This window comes from Streptomyces tateyamensis (assembly GCF_003205575.1).
Classification (GTDB): Bacteria; Actinomycetota; Actinomycetes; order Streptomycetales; family Streptomycetaceae; genus Kitasatospora; species Kitasatospora tateyamensis.
This window is the reverse complement of record NZ_PYBW01000070.1, coordinates 21334-36928: the sequence shown is the minus strand read 5'-3', so window position 1 is coordinate 36928 and position 15595 is coordinate 21334. Positions and strand designations below refer to the sequence as shown.

Annotated in this window: 14 protein-coding genes and 1 pseudogene; 3 read left to right on the top strand and 12 right to left on the bottom strand. The window is 70.2% G+C overall.

Features of this window, described 5'->3' with window-relative positions; all coding sequences use genetic code 11:
- Positions 1 to 158: 158 nt before the first annotated feature.
- From C7C46_RS19575 to arc, 9 genes and pseudogenes are all read right to left on the bottom strand, one after another.
- Positions 159 to 1469 carry an FKBP-type peptidyl-prolyl cis-trans isomerase gene (locus tag C7C46_RS19575; protein ID WP_110671163.1) on the bottom strand — a complete coding sequence of 437 codons (1311 nt, stop codon included), beginning with the start codon at positions 1467 to 1469 and terminating at the stop codon, positions 159 to 161.
- A 165-nt stretch (positions 1470 to 1634) separates the two neighbouring features.
- Positions 1635 to 2618, bottom strand: coding sequence for an FKBP-type peptidyl-prolyl cis-trans isomerase (locus tag C7C46_RS19570; protein WP_245984552.1), 984 nt, complete (start codon positions 2616 to 2618; stop codon positions 1635 to 1637).
- Positions 2619 to 2749: 131 nt separating this feature from the next.
- On the bottom strand, positions 2750 to 4111 hold the full coding sequence (gene pafA, locus C7C46_RS19565) for a Pup--protein ligase (protein ID WP_110671162.1): 1362 nt from the start codon (positions 4109 to 4111) through the stop codon (positions 2750 to 2752).
- A gap of 139 nt (positions 4112 to 4250) precedes the next feature.
- Positions 4251 to 5060: a proteasome subunit alpha gene (prcA, locus tag C7C46_RS19560; protein WP_110671161.1), complete on the bottom strand. Its 810-nt coding sequence runs from the start codon at positions 5058 to 5060 to the stop codon at positions 4251 to 4253.
- A gap of 33 nt (positions 5061 to 5093) precedes the next feature.
- Entirely contained in the window at positions 5094 to 5936 is an 843-nt protein-coding gene (gene prcB / locus C7C46_RS19555; protein WP_110671160.1) for a proteasome subunit beta, read from the bottom strand.
- A gap of 20 nt (positions 5937 to 5956) precedes the next feature.
- A pseudogene (locus C7C46_RS37575) lies at positions 5957 to 6160 on the bottom strand (endonuclease VII domain-containing protein); the annotation flags it as partial.
- 327 nt (positions 6161 to 6487) lie between these two features.
- A complete protein-coding gene (locus tag C7C46_RS19545) occupies positions 6488 to 6706 on the bottom strand; it encodes a ubiquitin-like protein Pup (RefSeq protein ID WP_110671236.1) in 219 nt (72 codons plus the stop codon).
- Positions 6707 to 6844: 138 nt separating this feature from the next.
- Entirely contained in the window at positions 6845 to 8356 is a 1512-nt protein-coding gene (gene dop, locus C7C46_RS19540; protein WP_110671159.1) for a depupylase/deamidase Dop, read from the bottom strand.
- Positions 8357 to 8470: 114 nt separating this feature from the next.
- Positions 8471 to 10237 carry a proteasome ATPase gene (arc, locus tag C7C46_RS19535; protein WP_110671158.1) on the bottom strand — a complete coding sequence of 589 codons (1767 nt, stop codon included), beginning with the start codon at positions 10235 to 10237 and terminating at the stop codon, positions 8471 to 8473.
- A 221-nt stretch (positions 10238 to 10458) separates the two neighbouring features.
- Here arc and C7C46_RS19530 point away from each other — a divergent pair, with 221 nt between their 5' ends.
- Positions 10459 to 10761: a ferredoxin gene (locus C7C46_RS19530; protein ID WP_110671157.1), complete on the top strand. Its 303-nt coding sequence runs from the start codon at positions 10459 to 10461 to the stop codon at positions 10759 to 10761.
- A gap of 72 nt (positions 10762 to 10833) precedes the next feature.
- Here C7C46_RS19530 and C7C46_RS19525 read toward each other — a convergent pair whose 3' ends face one another.
- The 3 genes from C7C46_RS19525 to C7C46_RS19515 form a co-directional block, all read right to left on the bottom strand.
- The gene (locus tag C7C46_RS19525) at positions 10834 to 11415 is read right to left on the bottom strand and encodes a hypothetical protein (protein ID WP_146259144.1); all 582 of its coding nucleotides are present in this window, start codon (positions 11413 to 11415) and stop codon (positions 10834 to 10836) included.
- Positions 11416 to 11593: 178 nt separating this feature from the next.
- The gene (locus C7C46_RS19520) at positions 11594 to 12550 is read right to left on the bottom strand and encodes a tRNA (adenine-N1)-methyltransferase (RefSeq protein ID WP_110671155.1); all 957 of its coding nucleotides are present in this window, start codon (positions 12548 to 12550) and stop codon (positions 11594 to 11596) included.
- 43 nt (positions 12551 to 12593) lie between these two features.
- Positions 12594 to 13808, bottom strand: a complete 1215-nt coding sequence (locus C7C46_RS19515) for a site-2 protease family protein (RefSeq protein WP_245984550.1) — start codon at positions 13806 to 13808, stop codon at positions 12594 to 12596.
- Positions 13809 to 14006: 198 nt separating this feature from the next.
- Between C7C46_RS19515 and C7C46_RS19510 the strand changes: the two genes are divergently transcribed.
- A complete protein-coding gene (locus tag C7C46_RS19510; protein ID WP_181442423.1) occupies positions 14007 to 14897 on the top strand; it encodes a RecB family exonuclease in 891 nt (296 codons plus the stop codon).
- Positions 14898 to 15569: a response regulator gene (locus C7C46_RS19505; protein WP_110671152.1), complete on the top strand. Its 672-nt coding sequence runs from the start codon at positions 14898 to 14900 to the stop codon at positions 15567 to 15569.
- Positions 15570 to 15595 lie beyond the last annotated feature (26 nt).

Genomic DNA, 15595 nt, shown 5'->3' with positions numbered 1-15595 from the left:
TCGTCTCAACACACAACACGGCGGCGGACCACCGCACCTGTGGCTCCGTCAGGAACCACCGTACGACGGCCCGCCGCCCGTGCTGATCAGGCCCGGCCGTGGGGGTCACCCCGCCCGAAGGCGGGGCGGAACTCCCCGGTGCCGGTCGCCCTATCTTGTCATCCCTGGTCGGCCGAACCGAGCCCGGCATCCAGGATGTCGACCACGAACACCAGCGAGGAGTTGGCCGGGATGCCGTTCTGCGCCTGGTCCTTGTAGGCCATCGACGCGGGGATCACCAGCTCGATCCGGCTGCCCACGTTCTGGCCCACGATGCCCTTGTCCCAGCCCTCGATGACGCTGCCGCCACCGGTGACGAAGCTGAACGCCTGCTTGCGGGTGAGCGAGGAGTCGAAGGCCTTGCCGTCCTTCAGCAGTGCGCCGCTGTACTGCACGACCACCTTCTCGCCGGACTCGACCTTCGGGCCCTTGCCCTGGACCAGCACCGCGGTCTTCAGGTCGGTCGGGTCGGTCACGTTGGCCGGCGGGGTGATCTGGTCGGCCTTGCCGTCGCCCTGCACCTTCACGCTCGGGAAGTCGGCCGGCGGGTTGACCATGTCGCCGCTGACCCGCGAGTTGGCGCTGTTCACCCGCTGGACGTCGACCACCAGCACCAGGCTGTCGGTCGGGCCCAGGCCCAGCTGCGAGTTGCCCTGGTCACCGAAGGCCGCGGCCGGCGGGGCCACCACCAGCAGCCGGCTGCCCGCCTTGTGGCCCACCACCGCGGCGTCCAGCGCCGGGATCAGCTTGCCCAGGCCCGCCTGGAACAGCTGCGGCTTGCCGCTGTCGTAGGAGCCCTGGATGTCCTTGCCGGTGTTCCAGTCCTTCAGGGTGAAGTCGGCGGTCACCCAGGTGCCCTTGTCGGCCTTGGCCCCGTCGCCCTCGCTCAGCGACTTCACCACGAAGGTGCCGTCCGGCTGCTGCGAGGGCAGCGTGATGGTCGCCTTCTTGCCGAAGTCGCCCGAGACCGTCGGCAGCACCTTGGCGCTGTCCTTGATCGGCGGCACCGCCGCCTGGCTGGGCTTGGGCGGCGCGCTGGTGGCCGGATCGGCCGCCTTGGTCGTCGAGTCGTGGCTCTGGTTCACCACGTACAGGCCGATGCCGCTGCCCACCAGGAGCACCGCCAGGATCGCCCCGAGCACCACGCCCAGCTTGCCGCCTTCGCCCACGTTCTCGTAGTTGGCCTCGGAGGTGGTCTGCTTGCGCACCGTGGAGGCGAAGATCTGCGGCTCCTCGGGCTTGGGCCCGGGCGCGATCTGCGGGGCCTCGCCCGGCTGCACCCAGCCGGCCTGCGGCGAAACCAGGGAGGGCGGAATCACGATCGACTCGCCCTGGCCCGGCAGCGGGCCCCCGGGCCGAGAGGCCGCCGGGTCGGGAACCGCACCACTCGCGGTGTCGGCCTCGGTCGGCCCGGTCGGATTCTCAGCCATTTCTCCCCATCCTCGCCCTCAGGTGTCTCGCCGCTCTGCGAATCGGCAGCAGTATGGCAGCTTGCCATGAGGGCGGGCATTCATCGAGTGTGCATGACACACCGCGAACACCCGCCCGCGTGACGTCGCGCCCGGCACCCGGGCCCCTGCGGGCCTCGGCAACCGCTACACAGCTTCCAGGATGTCGATCACGAAGACCAGGGTCGAGTTCGCAGGGATACCGTTCTGTGCTGTTGCGCCGTACCCGAGCGCCGGCGGGATCACCAGCTGCACCCGGCTGCCCACCGGCTGGCCCACCAGCCCCTTGTCCCAGCCGGCGATCACACTGCCGGTGCCGATCTGCAGCACCTGCGCCCCGCCGTGGTTCCACGAGGAGTCGAACTGCTGGCCGTTGCTCCACAGCACGCCGGTGTACTGCAGCACCACCGACTGGCCCGACTGCACCGTCTTGCCGTCACCCTTGATCAGCACGTTGGTCTGCAGGTCGGTCGGTGCCGGCGTGTTCGCCGGGATGGTGATCGTCGGCGCCGCCTTGCCGTTCTCCTTCACCTGCGGCTGGTTGGCCTGCAGCGCGGCGTCCGTACCCGGCACCACCGAGTCCTGCGGCACCGCCTGCACCAGGTCCAGCACGAACACCACCGTGTCGTCCTTGCCCACGCCCAGCTGCTGGCTGCCGGTGCTGCCGAACCCCGCCGACGGGGGCGCCACCACCAGCAGCCGGCTGCCCACCTTGCGCCCCAGCACGCTCTGGTCGAAGGCCGGCACCAGCTGCCCGCTGCCCGCCTGGTACAGCTGCGGCTTGGCTCCCGCGTCGTAGGAACTCGACAGGTCCTTGCCGCTCGTCCAGTCCTTCGCGGTGTAGTTGACGGTCACCCAGTCGCCCTTGTTGACCGTCGCCCCGTCACCCTCGGACACCGCCGTGACCACGTACTGCCCGCTCGGCTGCCCCGGCGGGATGGTGATCGTCGCCTTGCTGCCGAAACTGCCGCCCACCGTCGGCATCGGCGAGGCCGAGGCCACCGGCGTCGGCACGGCCGGCGCCGAACTCGACGGCGCCGCGGAGGGCCCGCTCTTCACGTGCGAGCCGCTGCTGCAGGCGGCCAGCACCAGCATCGGCAGGAGTACGAGCAGTCCGGCGGTGCGACGCACGACGGGTCCTCACTGTCAGTCACATATACGGATCAGCGGATCCGCCCCAGCGTAAATGCAGCGGGCCCCGCCTCCGTGGGAGGCGGGGCCGCAATCAGGACGCCGGGTCACCGGCCGGGTCACACGCGGGCTCACATGCCGGCGATCAGCTTCTCCACCCGCTCGTCCACCGAACGGAACGGGTCCTTGCACAGCACCGTGCGCTGCGCCTGGTCGTTCAGCTTCAGGTGCACCCAGTCCACCGTGAAGTCGCGCCGCTGCTCCTGCGCCCGGCGGATGAAATCCCCGCGCAGCCGCGCCCGAGTCGTCTGCGGCGGCACCGACTTCGCCTCGAAGACCTTCAGGTCCGTAGTCGTCCGGGCCGCCTGCCCCTTGTTCTGCAGCAGGTAGAACAGCCCCCGGCGACGGTGGATGTCGTGGTACGCTAGGTCGATCTGGGCGACCCGCGGATTGCTCATGCTCATCTGGTGCTTCTCGCGGTACCGCTCGATCAACCGGTACTTGATCATCCAGTCGATCTCGGTGCCGGCCTTCGCGAAGTCCTCCGTCCGCACCGCCTCCAGGGTGCGGCCCCACAGCTCGAGCACCTGGCCGATCGTGCCCGAGTTCAGCCCCTTGCGGTCCGCGAACTCCAGCGCCTTGGAGTAGTACTCCTCCTGGATCTCCAGCGCGCTCGCCTCGCGGCCGTTCGCCAGCCGCACCTGGTGACGGCCCGTCAGGTCGTGGCTGACCTCGCGGATCGCCCGGATCGGGTTCTCCAGCGTCAGGTCCCGCATCACCACGCCGGCCTCGATCAGCCGCAGCACCAGGTCGGTCGCCCCCACCTTGAGCAGCGTGGTGGTCTCCGACATGTTCGAGTCGCCGACGATCACGTGCAGGCGGCGGTACCGCTCGGCGTCCGCGTGCGGCTCGTCCCTGGTGTTGATGATCGGACGCGAGCGGGTGGTCGCCGAACTGACGCCCTCCCAGATGTGCTCGGCCCGCTGGCTGACGCAGAACACCGCGCCGCGCGGCGTCTGCAGCACCTTGCCCGCCCCGCAGATCAGCTGACGGGTCACCAGGAAGGGGATCAGCACGTCCGCCAGCCGGGAGAACTCCCCGTGGCGGGCCACCAGGTAGTTCTCGTGGCAGCCGTAGGAGTTGCCGGCCGAGTCCGTGTTGTTCTTGAAGAGGTAGACGTCGCCGGCGATGCCCTCCTCGTGCAACCGCCGCTCCGCGTCCACGAGCAGACCCTCGAGGATCCGCTCGCCCGCCTTGTCGTGGGTCACCAGCTCGGTGACGTCGTCGCACTCCGGAGTGGCGTACTCGGGGTGCGAACCGACGTCCAGATAGAGGCGTGCGCCATTGCGCAGGAACACATTGCTGCTCCGGCCCCAGGAAACTACGCGACGGAAGAGGTACCTGGCCACCTCGTCCGGAGACAGACGCCGTTGTCCCCGGAACGTGCACGTGACGCCGTACTCGTTCTCCAGCCCGAAAATTCGGCGATCCATGCCTGGACTTTACGCTTTTAGCGGGCTTCTGAAACCGTTTTCGCTGAGCCAATCGGATCACGATCCACCGCCTGCACCGCGAAACGGCACGGCGAAGGGGTGCGGCGCACTGCGCGCCGCACCCCTTCGCCGTGGCGAGCTACTCCTGCTCCGCGGACTCCTCGGACTCCTCCGGCACCGCGGGCGCCTGGGCCCCGGCAGGAGCGTCCGGCAGCTCCTCGTCCGACTCGGCGTCAGCTGCCGCCTCGTCACCCGCCAGCAGCCGGGCCAGCTGGCTGCCCAGCACCCGCTTGAACTTGCGCTGCTGGGGCCGCGCGCGGTCCAGCACCGCCACCTCAAGCTGCTCCGGCGTCAGCGCCCGTGGCGTGCCGCCGTTGGGGTCCCGGGCCAGCGACTCCACCGCCAGGCTCAGCGCCTCCGCCAGGCCCATCCCGGGCCGGTGGCGCTGCCCCAGGTAGTTGCCGATCGAGTCGGCGTTGCCGCCGACCACCACCGAGTTCTGCTCGTCCACCACGGAACCGTCCGGGGTGAGCCGGTAGATCTGGTCGTCGTCGGTGGTGCGGCCCACCTCGGCCACGATCAGCTCCACCTCGTACGGCTTCTCACCGACCGAGGAGAAGATGGTGCCCAGCGTCTGGGCGTAGACGTTGGCCAGCCCACGGGCCGTCACATCGGCCCGGTCGTACGAGTATCCGCGCAGATCGGCGTAGCGCACGCCGCCGATCCGCAGGTTCTCGAACTCGTTGTAGCGACCGACCGCCGCGAAGGCGATCTTGTCGTAGATCTCGGACACCTTGTGCAGCGCCCGGGAGGTGTTCTCCGCCACGAACGCGATGCCGTCGGCATAGGTGAGCACGACCACGCTGCGGCCGCGCGCGATGCCCTTGCGGGCGTACTCCGCGCGGTCCGCCATGGCCTGCTGGGGCGAGACGTAGAACGGTGTCGACACCGGCGGTCGTCCCTTCTGGATTGGGGTGGCGGACTAGAGGAGGGGGGCCTGCGGGCCGTCGGGCTGGTGGCGGCGCTGGTTGGTGATCGAGATCGCGATCTCGGACACCTCGTCCTCGGAGAGCCGGCGGAAGCCCTCCTCGGTGATCAGGCTGACGATCGGGAAGATGCCGCGGGCCAGGTCCGGGCCGCCGGTCGCCGAGTCGTCGTCGGCGGCGTCGTACAGCGCCTGCACCACCAGCATGGCCGCCTGATCACCCGTCAGGTCGCTGCGGTAGAGCTTCTTCAGCGAACCGCGGGCGAAGACCGAGCCCGAGCCGGTGGCCGCGAAGCCGCGCTCCTCGGACCGGCCGCCGGTCACGTCGTAGGTGAAGATCCGGCCGCGCCCCAGGTCCAGGTCGTAGCCGGCGAACATCGGCACCACGGCCAGGCCCTGCATCGCCATGCCGAGGTTGCCCCGGATCATGGTGGTCAGCCGGTTGGCCTTGCCCTCCAGTGAGAGCACGGCGCCCTCGATCTTCTCGTAGTGCTCCAGCTCCAGCTGGAACAGCCGCACCATCTCGACGGCCAGGCCCGCGGTGCCGGCGATGCCGACCGCGCTGTACTCGTCGGCCGGGAAGACCTTCTCGATGTCGCGCTGGGCGATCACGTTGCCCATGGTGGCGCGCCGGTCACCGGCGATCACCACGCCGCCGTCGAAGACCGCCGACACGATGGTGGTGCCGTGCGGCGCCTCGATGGTCAGCCCAGCGGGAAGCGCACGGCGCCCCGGGAGCAGATCGGGCGAGTGCTCGGCCAGGAACTCGATGAACGACGAGGATCCCGGGGTGAGGAAGGCAGCCGGTAGACGCCCGGTGCCACGAGTGTTGGCTTCCACACGATTCCTTCCAGGTAGTCGGCAGCCCGCCGAAGTGCGTCGGGCCGGTCCCGCATCTGTCCCAGCGCCGCATTGCAGGCGAAGCAGAGGATGCCACGGACCCTACCCGTTTCATGGTCGTGATCCACATGCTCGGCCGGTCTGTCGAGACAGATCGGGCAAGTCCCGGCCTGGGCTTCGAGCATGACGGCGAGGTCGGCCTCGGTGAGGCCGTAGTTCTTCATGAAATGGAGGCCCCGCTGGTAAACCTTCTTGCAGGCCTTGCAGTACGCCGAGCACCCGTCGGGCGAGCGACGATTCCGGTCCCATTCGGAATGCGGCTTGATCTGCTCGCACTTCGGGCAGCGCTTGTGCCCTGCAGGCACTTCGACGCGCGGCCGCGGGATTTTCCCCTTCGCCCGCTGCCGCGCGTCGTAGTACTGGGCCGAACAGTTCCGGCAATAAGCCTGAAGACCGCTCTTCATGGCTTTGTTGCGCGCGAACGAATCACGTTCGAGCCACTGCTGGCACCTGCTGCACCATGCCCGACTTTCAGAATCGGACATTTAGGACTATTGCCCACCCTTCTGGACAAATCCTCGAACAAAATCCTCGGCATTGGACTCGAGCACATCATCGATTTCGTCGAGCACCGCGTCCACGTCGTCGCCCAGCTTCTCCTGGCGCTCCTTGAGCTCCTCGGACTGCTGGGCCTCCGCCGCCTGCTCCTCGGTCTCCTCGGTGGAGCGGTTCGCCCGCTGCTGGCCGCCGCCGGTGTCCTTGGTCGCCATGTCCCTCACCCCTCTGCATCGTCGGTCGGTCTAGTAGTGGAACGTTCGACCCGCACTGGGATGATTCCCCGTCAGCGGACCTTTCACCCAAGGTAGCGGATCACTCACGCAACGAACCTGTCATGACGGAGCCGGCGCTCAGCCGCCGGAGAGCACCCGGACCAGGTCCTCGGCGGTGCGGCAGCGGTCCAGCAGGTCCTTGACGTGGGCGCGGGTGCCGCGCAGCGGCTCCAGGGTGGGGACCCGCTGCAGCGAGTCCCGGCCGGGCAGGTCGAAGATCACCGAGTCCCAGGAGGCCGCGGCGACGTGTTCGGCGTACTGCTCCAGGCAGCGGCCGCGGAAGTAGGCCCGGGTGTCGTCCGGCGGCTGGTGCACCGCGCGCAGCACGTCCTCCTCGGTGACCAGCCGCTCGAACCGCCCGCGGGCCACCAGCCGGTTGTACAGGCCCTTCTCGGCCCGCACGTCGCTGTACTGGAGGTCGACCAAGTGCAGCCGCGGGTTGTCCCAGTCGAGGCCGTCGCGCTGGCGGTAGCCCTCGAGCAGTTCGCGCTTGGCGATCCAGTCGAGCTGCTTGGACAGGCTCATCGGGTCGCGCTCCAGCTTGCCGAGCACGTCCTCCCAGCGGGTGAGCACGTCCATGGTCTGCTCGTCGGCGTCGTGGCCGTAGCGGTCCTCGATGTACTTGCGGGCCAGCTCGTAGTACTCCATCTGGAGCTGGACGGCGGTCAGCTTGCGGCCGTTGCGCAGCGTGACGAGGTGCTGCAGCGTGGGGTCGTGGGATACCCGGTGCAGGGTGCGCACCGGCTGGTCGACGGCGAGGTCGACGGCGATGAAGCCCTCTTCGATCATGGTGAGCACCAGCGCGGTGGTGCCCAGCTTCAGGTAGGTGGAGATCTCGGAGAGGTTGGCGTCGCCGATGATGACGTGCAGCCGGCGGTACTTCTCGGCGTCCGCGTGCGGTTCGTCGCGGGTGTTGATGATGGGGCGCTTGAGGGTGGTCTCCAGGCCGACCTCGACCTCGAAGTAGTCGGCCCGCTGACTGATCTGGAAGCCGTTGGCGGAGCCGTCCTGGCCGAGGCCGACCCGGCCGGCGCCGGTGACCACCTGGCGGGAGACGAAGAAGGGGGTGAGGTGGCGCACGATGTCGGCGAACGGGGTGGCCCGCTGCATCAGGTAGTTCTCGTGGGTGCCGTAGGAGGCGCCCTTGTTGTCGGTGTTGTTCTTGTACAGGTGGATGGTCTGCCCGTTGGGCAGTTCCAGGGCGCGGGCGGCGGCCTCGGCCATGATCCGCTCGCCGGCCTTGTCCCAGAGCACCGCGTCGCGCGGGTTGGTGATCTCCGGCGAGGAGTACTCGGGGTGGGCGTGGTCGACGTAGAAGCGGGCGCCGTTGGTCAGGATGATGTTGGCCAGGCCGATGTCCTCGTCGGTGAGCTGGCTGGCGTCCGCCACCTCGCGGGCCAGGTCGAAGCCCCTGGCGTCGCGCAGCGGGTTCTCCTCCTCGAAGTCCCAGCGGGCGCGGCGCGCCCGGTGCATCGCCGCCGCGTAGGCGTTGACGATCTGGGACGAGGTGAGCATGGCGTTGGCGTTGGGGTGCCCGGGTACGGAGATCCCGTACTCGGTCTCGATGCCCATCACGCGCCTTACGGTCATGCGGCCCTCCATATGCCCGTCTGACCACCGAGTTGCTGCGGTATGCGCCGCGGCTGACGGAGCGTCGGCTCCGCCAGCCGCGGTTCGAGCCTGGTGTGGCGGCTCGGGAGAGTGCTAGAGGTACTGACCGGTGTTGGCGACGGTGTCGATGGAGCGGCCGGACTCGGCACCCTGCTTGCCGGTGACCAGGGTGCGGATGAAGACGATCCGCTCGCCCTTCTTGCCGGAGATCCGGGCCCAGTCGTCCGGGTTGGTGGTGTTGGGCAGGTCCTCGTTCTCCTTGAACTCGTCCACGCAGGCGGCGAGCAGGTGGGAGACGCGCAGGCCGCGCTGGCCGTGGTCGAGGAAGTCCTTGATCGCCATCTTCTTGGCCCGGTCCACGATGTTCTGGATCATGGCGCCGGAGTTGAAGTCCTTGAAGTACAGGACCTCCTTGTCACCGTTGGCGTAGGTGACCTCCAGGAAGCGGTTCTCCTCGGTCTCGGTGTACATCCGCTCGACCACCGCCTGGATCATGGCGACCACGGTGGTGTCCACCGAGCCGTCGTGCTCCTTGAGGTCGTCGGGGTGGAAGGGCAGCGAGTTCTTGAGGTACTTGGAGAAGATGTCCTTGGCGGCCTCGGCGTCCGGGCGCTCGATCTTGATCTTGACGTCGAGCCGGCCCGGGCGCAGGATCGCCGGGTCGATCATGTCCTCGCGGTTGGAGGCGCCGATCACGATGACGTTCTCCAGGCCCTCGACACCGTCGATCTCGGCGAGCAGCTGGGGGACGATGGTGTTCTCCACGTCCGAGCTGACGCCGGAGCCGCGGGTGCGGAAGAGCGACTCCATCTCGTCGAAGAAGACGATGACCGGGGTGCCCTCGCTGGCCTTCTCGCGGGCCCGCTGGAAGACCAGGCGGATCTGCCGCTCGGTCTCGCCGACGTACTTGTTGAGCAGCTCGGGGCCCTTGATGTTGAGGAAGTAGCTCTTGCCCTGGGGGCGGCCGGTGACCTCGGCGACCTTCTTGGCCAGCGAGTTGGCCACCGCCTTGGCGATCAGCGTCTTGCCGCAGCCGGGCGGGCCGTAGAGCAGGACGCCCTTGGGCGGGCGCAGCTCGTACTCCTTGAACAGGTCGGCGTGCAGGTAGGGCAGCTCGACCGCGTCGCGGATCTGCTCGATCTGGTTGGCCAGGCCGCCGATCTGGCGGTAGTCGATGTCCGGGACCTCTTCGAGGACCAGTTCCTCGACCTCGGCCTTGGGCACGACCTCGTAGACGTAGCCGGAGCGCGGCTCCAGCAGCAGCGCGTCGCCGGGGCGCAGCGTGACCTCGCGCAGCGGTTCGGCCAGCCGCACCACCCGCTCCTCGTCGGTGTGGCCGACGACCAGCGCGCGCTCGCCGTCCTCCAGGACCTCCTTGAGGGTGACCAGGTCGCCGATGGACTCGAAGGCGAAGGCGTCGACCACGTTCATGGCCTCGTTGAGCAGGACTTCCTGGCCGCGGCGCAGTTCGTCCAGCTCGAGGGTGGGGCTGACGTTGACCCGAAGCTTGCGGCCGCCGGTGAAGATGTCGGCGGTGCCGTCCTCGTTCTTGGCGAGGAAGGTGCCGAATCCGGCGGGCGGCTGCGCGAGCCGGTCGACCTCCTCCTTGAGGGCCACGATCTGGTCGCGGGCCTCGCGCAGGGTGGCGACCAGCCGCTCGTTCTGCGCGGTCATTCCGGCCAGGTTGGTCTGCAGCTCGGTGATCCGGTCCTCAAGAACTCTCGAAGAGCGGGGCGATTCTGCCAGCCTGCGTCGCAGCACGGCGATCTCCTGCTCCAGGTACGAGACCTGTGCGGCCTCGTCGGAACCACGCGCGGGCTTGCCGGCACTGCGGTTGTAGTCGTCATCGTGGGCTGCCACGGTCCTCACCTCCTCCGGGGAGCGGGATGCTTCCAGACCCTACCTGCACCAGGGGTCGTGTAAACCCCTAGATCAAGAAAGACGGAAGGGGTGTGTCCGATCTTCACCCGAGTGTGCTTCCCCTCGGCAGAGGGATACCCACCGCACACGCTCGGAAAGCGGCCGGGGGGTAGGGTCGGGCGAGTAAATATCCGATCGTGACCGTTGCTAGGCAGGAACCGATGTCAGTGACCAGTGAGGCGGGCGCCTCGGAGCAGCTCGAGGTGTGGATCGATCAGGACCTGTGCACCGGGGACGGGATCTGCGCCCAGTACGCGCCGGAGGTCTTTGAGCTGGACATCGACGGTCTGGCCTATGTGAAGGGCGCGGACGAGGAGTTGCGCCAGTCGCCGGGCGAGACGGTGCCGGTCCCGCTGACGCTGCTTCAGGACGTGGTCGACTCGGTGCGGGACTGCCCGGGTGACTGCATCCACGTCCGCCGGGCGAGTGACGGGGTCGAGGTGCACGGCCCGGACGCGGACTGAGCCGGCCCGGCGCGGTGTTCGACTGCTTCCCGAAAGCGGCCTGACGCCGCGCCAGGTGACAGTCGAACAGGGTCAGGTGCTGGCGGTCGGGGTGCTCTGCTGGGTGCGGCTCCACTGGGCGCCGTGGCGGGTCCAGCTGAGCTGGACGGCCAGGTCCGGGCAGCAGCGCGGGACGTCCGGGGTGGAGTAGCCCTTGGCCTCGGCGGTCAGCGTGCCGTCGGAGCGCAGCGCGAGGCGGGTGACGGTCAGGCCCTCCTTCCAGTCGACCAGGGTGTCGTGCACGGTGGGGGCGCCGCCCGGCCCGGCGGTGAGCACGAAGACGCCGTCGGGGGCGGTGCCGCTGCCGGCCTGGCAGTGGGCGGCGGCGACGGTGGCGGGGGTGCCGTCGCCGAGGTCGGCGGCGAAGCTGACCGAGACGGCGGTGGGCAGCGGGCCGCAGTCGAGCGGCAGCTGGGCCCGGCCCGCGTCGGGGGCGCCGGCGGCGGGCAGGCTCCTGGGGGTGCCGACGGCGGTGGGGGCGGTGCCGGCCGGCCGCGCGCCGGGGGCGGCGGCTATCGAGCCGGCCACCAGGGCGGCGCAGCCGAGGGCGACGGCCCCCCAGCGCAGCGGACCGGAGCGGGCCTGGGCCGCGGACCGGGCCGGTTCGTCACTCACCGGCGCGTTCATCGGGGGCCTTGTGGCCGCGGCGTCCGACAAAGCAGGTCCCCTCAGGCTCGTGGGTGTGGGGAGCATCGTCGCACATCAGCGCGCTGCTGTCGGCAACGGGGTGGGCGGGCCCGGACGTACCGAGGGCCCGCCGGAATCCGACGGGCCCTCAGGGTCTGGTGGACGGTCAGTCCTGGTCGATGACCGGGGTGACGGCCTTGACGGCGGCCCGGGCGGCGGCGCGCTCGGCCAGGCTGAGCCTGGGCGAGTCGTTGTCCGCCTCCTCGCCGTAGGCGCCCTTGGCGGGGCGGCGCTGGCGCAGCGGCGGCTCGACGCCGTCGGCGAGCCGGCGGCTGGTGAGCAGGAAGCCGGTGTGCCCGATCATCCGGTGGTCCGGGCGCACCGCCAGGCCCTCCAGGTGCCAGGTGCGCACCATGGTCTCCCAGGCCTGCGGCTCGGTGAAGCAGCCGTGCTCGCGCAGCGCCTCGACGGTGCGCGACATCTGCGTGGTGGTGGCCACGTAGCAGCAGATCAGCCCGCCGGGGACGAGGGCCTCGGCGGCCACGTCCAGGCACTCCCAGGGCGCCAGCATGTCCAGGATGACCCGGTCGACGTCGGTCTCCACCAGGTTGTCCTGGAGGTCGCCGACGGTGAGCTTCCAGGCCGGGTGCGAGCCGCCGAAGTAGCGCTCCACGTTGCCGCGGGCGATGTCGGCGAAGTCCTGGCGGCGCTCGTAGGAGGCGAGCAGGCCGGTGTCGCCGACGGCGCGCAGCAGGTAGGTGGAGAGGGCGCCGGAGCCGACGCCGGCCTCGACCACGCGGGCGCCGGCGAAGATGTCGGCCATGGCCAGGATCTGCCCCGCGTCCTTCGGGTAGATCACGGCCGCTCCGCGCGGCATGGACAGGACGTAGTCGGGGAGCAGGGGTCGCAGCGCCAGATAGGGCACGTTGCCCGTGGTGCGCACCACGGTGCCCTCGGGGGCGCCGATCAGTTCGTCGTGCGGGAACGCACCCTTGTGGGTGTGGAAGTTCTTCCCGGCTTCGAGCGTGAACGTGTAGTGACGGCCCTTGGGGTCGGTCAGCTGAACCTGGTCCCCGACCTTGAATGGCCCCCGCCTGCGGGTGGCACCGGTCGGTTCGGACATGCGGACAATCCTATAGGGGCGCCGGGCACCGGCTGACCACCTGCTAGCGGCGGGTCAGCGCGGCGCTGAGGCGGCGTTCCACGTCGGCGACGGCGAGCACGCCGTACAGGGTGCCGTCGGCCTCCAGCACCAGGTACTCGCTGGCGGGGGTGGTGCGCAGGGCGGCGAGCAGCTGTTCGCCGTCGAGGTCGGCGGTCAGGGTCAGGCCCGGTTCCAGCGAGCGGGCCAGCGCGCCGGCCGCGATCCAGGGGCGTCGGTGCTCCGGGACCCGGAGCACCGCGGCCTCCTTGACCAGGGCGATCGGGGTGCCGTTGGCGTCGGCGACCACCACGGCGCCGGCCTGTGCCTCGCGGGCCCGGCGCAGCGCCTCGCCGACCGGGGTGTCGGCGGCGACCGAGACCGCGCGCCGGGTCAGGCTGCGCACCGTCAGGCCGGGCAGCGCCTCCTTGAGCCGGGCATTGCGCACCGCGTTGCCGGCGCCGTTCCAGATCACCACCGCGAGCACGGCGGCCAGCGCCGCGTCGAGCAGCGAGTCGCCGGCCGAGCGGGCGCTGCCGCCGCGGGCGGCGGCGAACATCGGCAGGCCGAACAGGACCAGCACCGCGAGCATCCGGCCGGTCCAGGCGGCGGCCAGGGTGCCGCTCATCGGGCGCTTGGTGATGCCCCAGACGACGGCGCGCAGCATCCGCCCGCCGTCCAGCGGCAGGCCGGGCAGCAGGTTGAAGACGGCGACCACCAGGTTGGCCACCATCAGGCCGGCCAGCAGCACGCCGGGGACGGTCTCCAGTCGGACCGTCAGGGTGAGCAGCCAGCACAGGCCGCCGAGCACCAGGGAGAGCAGCGGGCCGACGAAGGCGAGCCAGAACTCCTTGCCGGGGGTCTCGGCCTCCTTCTCGATCTCGGAGACGCCGCCGAAGAACTGCAGCTGGATCCGGCGCACGCCGAGGCGGTAACGCAGCGCGACCAGGGTGTGGGCGAGTTCGTGCACCAGGACGGAGGCGTAGAAGGCGACGGCGAAGGAGAAGGCGACCAGGTAGCGGGTGAAGCCGAGTTCGGGCAGTACGCCGTCGAGCTGGTCGCCGAAGAGCCAGGTGATCAGGGCGGCGATGAGGAACCAGGTGGGGGTGACGTAGATCGGCACGCCGAACGGACGGCCCATCAGGATGCCGCCGCCGGGGCGGTCGGGTTCCCGGGGGGATCTGTCCGGCGGTGGCGTCGGCTGCTGCTGCGAGGCCTGCTGCCCTGTGGTGTCGCTCACCCTGACCCCTTCAGGTCGTCGCCCCCGCCGGCTGCCCCGGCCCAGCTGGACGGGTGGCTGCCCACGCTACGTGATCTCGGCTGCGGTTGCCGGGACGCCCCCTCCACACCGTCCTCATACCCGTTTCGGGCGGTCGGATCGCGTATATACCGGTGGTCTGACAGCCGGATGACAGTGCGACCCCCTAGGGTCTTGGGTATGCCGCAGACCGACACCGAGCGCCGGGCCGCCGCCCCGACCGGGCTCTCCCCCTCCCGTGCCGGGGACTTCCTGACCTGCCCGCTGCTGTACCGGCTGCGGGTGATCGACAAGCTGCCGGAGCCGCCGAGCAAGGCGGCCACCCGGGGCACCCTGGTGCACGCCGTGCTGGAGCGGCTGTTCGACCACCCGCCGGCCGAGCGGACGGTGGCGCAGGCGCTGGAGCTGCTGGCCCCGCAGTGGGAGCGGCTGCTGGGCGAGCGCCCGGAGCTGGCCGAGCTCTTCCCCGAGGACGCGCAGGGTACCGAGCTGGCCGGCTGGCTGGCGGACGCGCGCAAGCTGACAGAGCGCTGGTTCACCCTGGAGGACCCGACCCGGCTGCACCCGGTGGAGCGGGAGCTGTACGTGGAGACGGAGCTGGAGTCGGGCCTGAAGCTGCGCGGCTACATCGACCGGGTCGACGTGGCGCCCACCGGCGAGGTGCGCCTGGTGGACTACAAGACCGGCCGGGCGCCCTCGCGGGACTTCGAGGGCAAGGCGATGTTCCAGATGAAGTTCTACGCCCTGGTGGTCTGGCGCTGGAAGGGCGTGCTGCCCAAGCGGCTGCAGCTGGTGTACCTGGGCGGCAGCGGGGACGTGGTCACGTACGACCCGGACGAGGCGGACCTGCGCGCGGTGGAGCGCAAGCTGCTGGCACTGTGGGAGACGATCAGCCGCGCGGTGGCCACCGGGGAGTTCCCGGCCACCCGCAACCGGCTCTGCGACTGGTGCGACCACCAGGCCAGCTGTCCGGAGTTCGGGGGGACGCCGCCCCCGTACCCGCTGCCGGTGCAGCGGACGGCGTCGCAGGAGCAGGAGAGTGTGACGGGCATGACGAGCAAGGAGTCGTAGGTGACGATCCGAGTGCTGCTGGTCGACGACCAGCCACTGCTGCGTACCGGCTTCCGGATGATCCTGGAGGCCGAGTCCGACCTGGTGGTGGTGGGCGAGGCCGGGGACGGTCAGCAGGCGCTGGAGCAGGTGCGGGCGCTGCAGCCGGACGTGGTGCTGATGGACATCCGGATGCCGCGGATGGACGGGGTGGAGGCGACCAGACGGATCGCCGGCCCGGGCCGGGACGGTCCGGTGAAGGTGCTGGTGCTGACCACCTTCGACCTGGACGAGTACGTGGTGGAGGCGCTGCGGGCGGGGGCCAGCGGCTTCCTGCTCAAGGACGTGCCGGCCGACGAGCTGGTGCAGGCGATCCGGGTGGTGGCGGACGGGGCGGCGATGCTGGCGCCCTCGATCACCCGCCGGCTGCTGGACATGTACGCCACCCGGCTGCCGACCGGTGAGGAGACCTCCTCCCCCGCGCTGAACACGCTGACGGAGCGGGAGATGGAGGTGCTGCGGCTGGTCGCCAAGGGCCTGTCGAACGCGGAGATCGCCGCCGAACTGTTCGTCAGCGAGACCACGGTGAAGACCCACGTGGGACACGTGCTGACCAAGCTGGGGCTGCGCGACCGGGTGCAGGCGGCGGTGTTCGCCTACGAGAGCGGGCTGGTGCGCCCCGGCGCGCTGTAGCGCCCGGGTACGCACGAGGGCCCGCG

What these genes read in the sequence shown, in the direction of transcription:
- C7C46_RS19575 (WP_110671163.1), bottom strand. Translation starts at nt 1,469, where the DNA reads ATGGCTGAGAATCCGACCGGGCCGACCGAGGCCGACACCGCGAGTGGT.
- pafA (WP_110671162.1), bottom strand. Translation starts at nt 4,111, where the DNA reads ATGGATCGCCGAATTTTCGGGCTGGAGAACGAGTACGGCGTCACGTGC.
- C7C46_RS19545 (WP_110671236.1), bottom strand. Translation starts at nt 6,706, where the DNA reads ATGGCGACCAAGGACACCGGCGGCGGCCAGCAGCGGGCGAACCGCTCC.
- dop (WP_110671159.1), bottom strand. Translation starts at nt 8,356, where the DNA reads ATGACCGTAAGGCGCGTGATGGGCATCGAGACCGAGTACGGGATCTCC.
- C7C46_RS19530 (WP_110671157.1), top strand. Translation starts at nt 10,459, where the DNA reads ATGTCAGTGACCAGTGAGGCGGGCGCCTCGGAGCAGCTCGAGGTGTGG.
- C7C46_RS19520 (WP_110671155.1), bottom strand. Translation starts at nt 12,550, where the DNA reads ATGTCCGAACCGACCGGTGCCACCCGCAGGCGGGGGCCATTCAAGGTC.
- C7C46_RS19510 (WP_181442423.1), top strand. Translation starts at nt 14,007, where the DNA reads ATGCCGCAGACCGACACCGAGCGCCGGGCCGCCGCCCCGACCGGGCTC.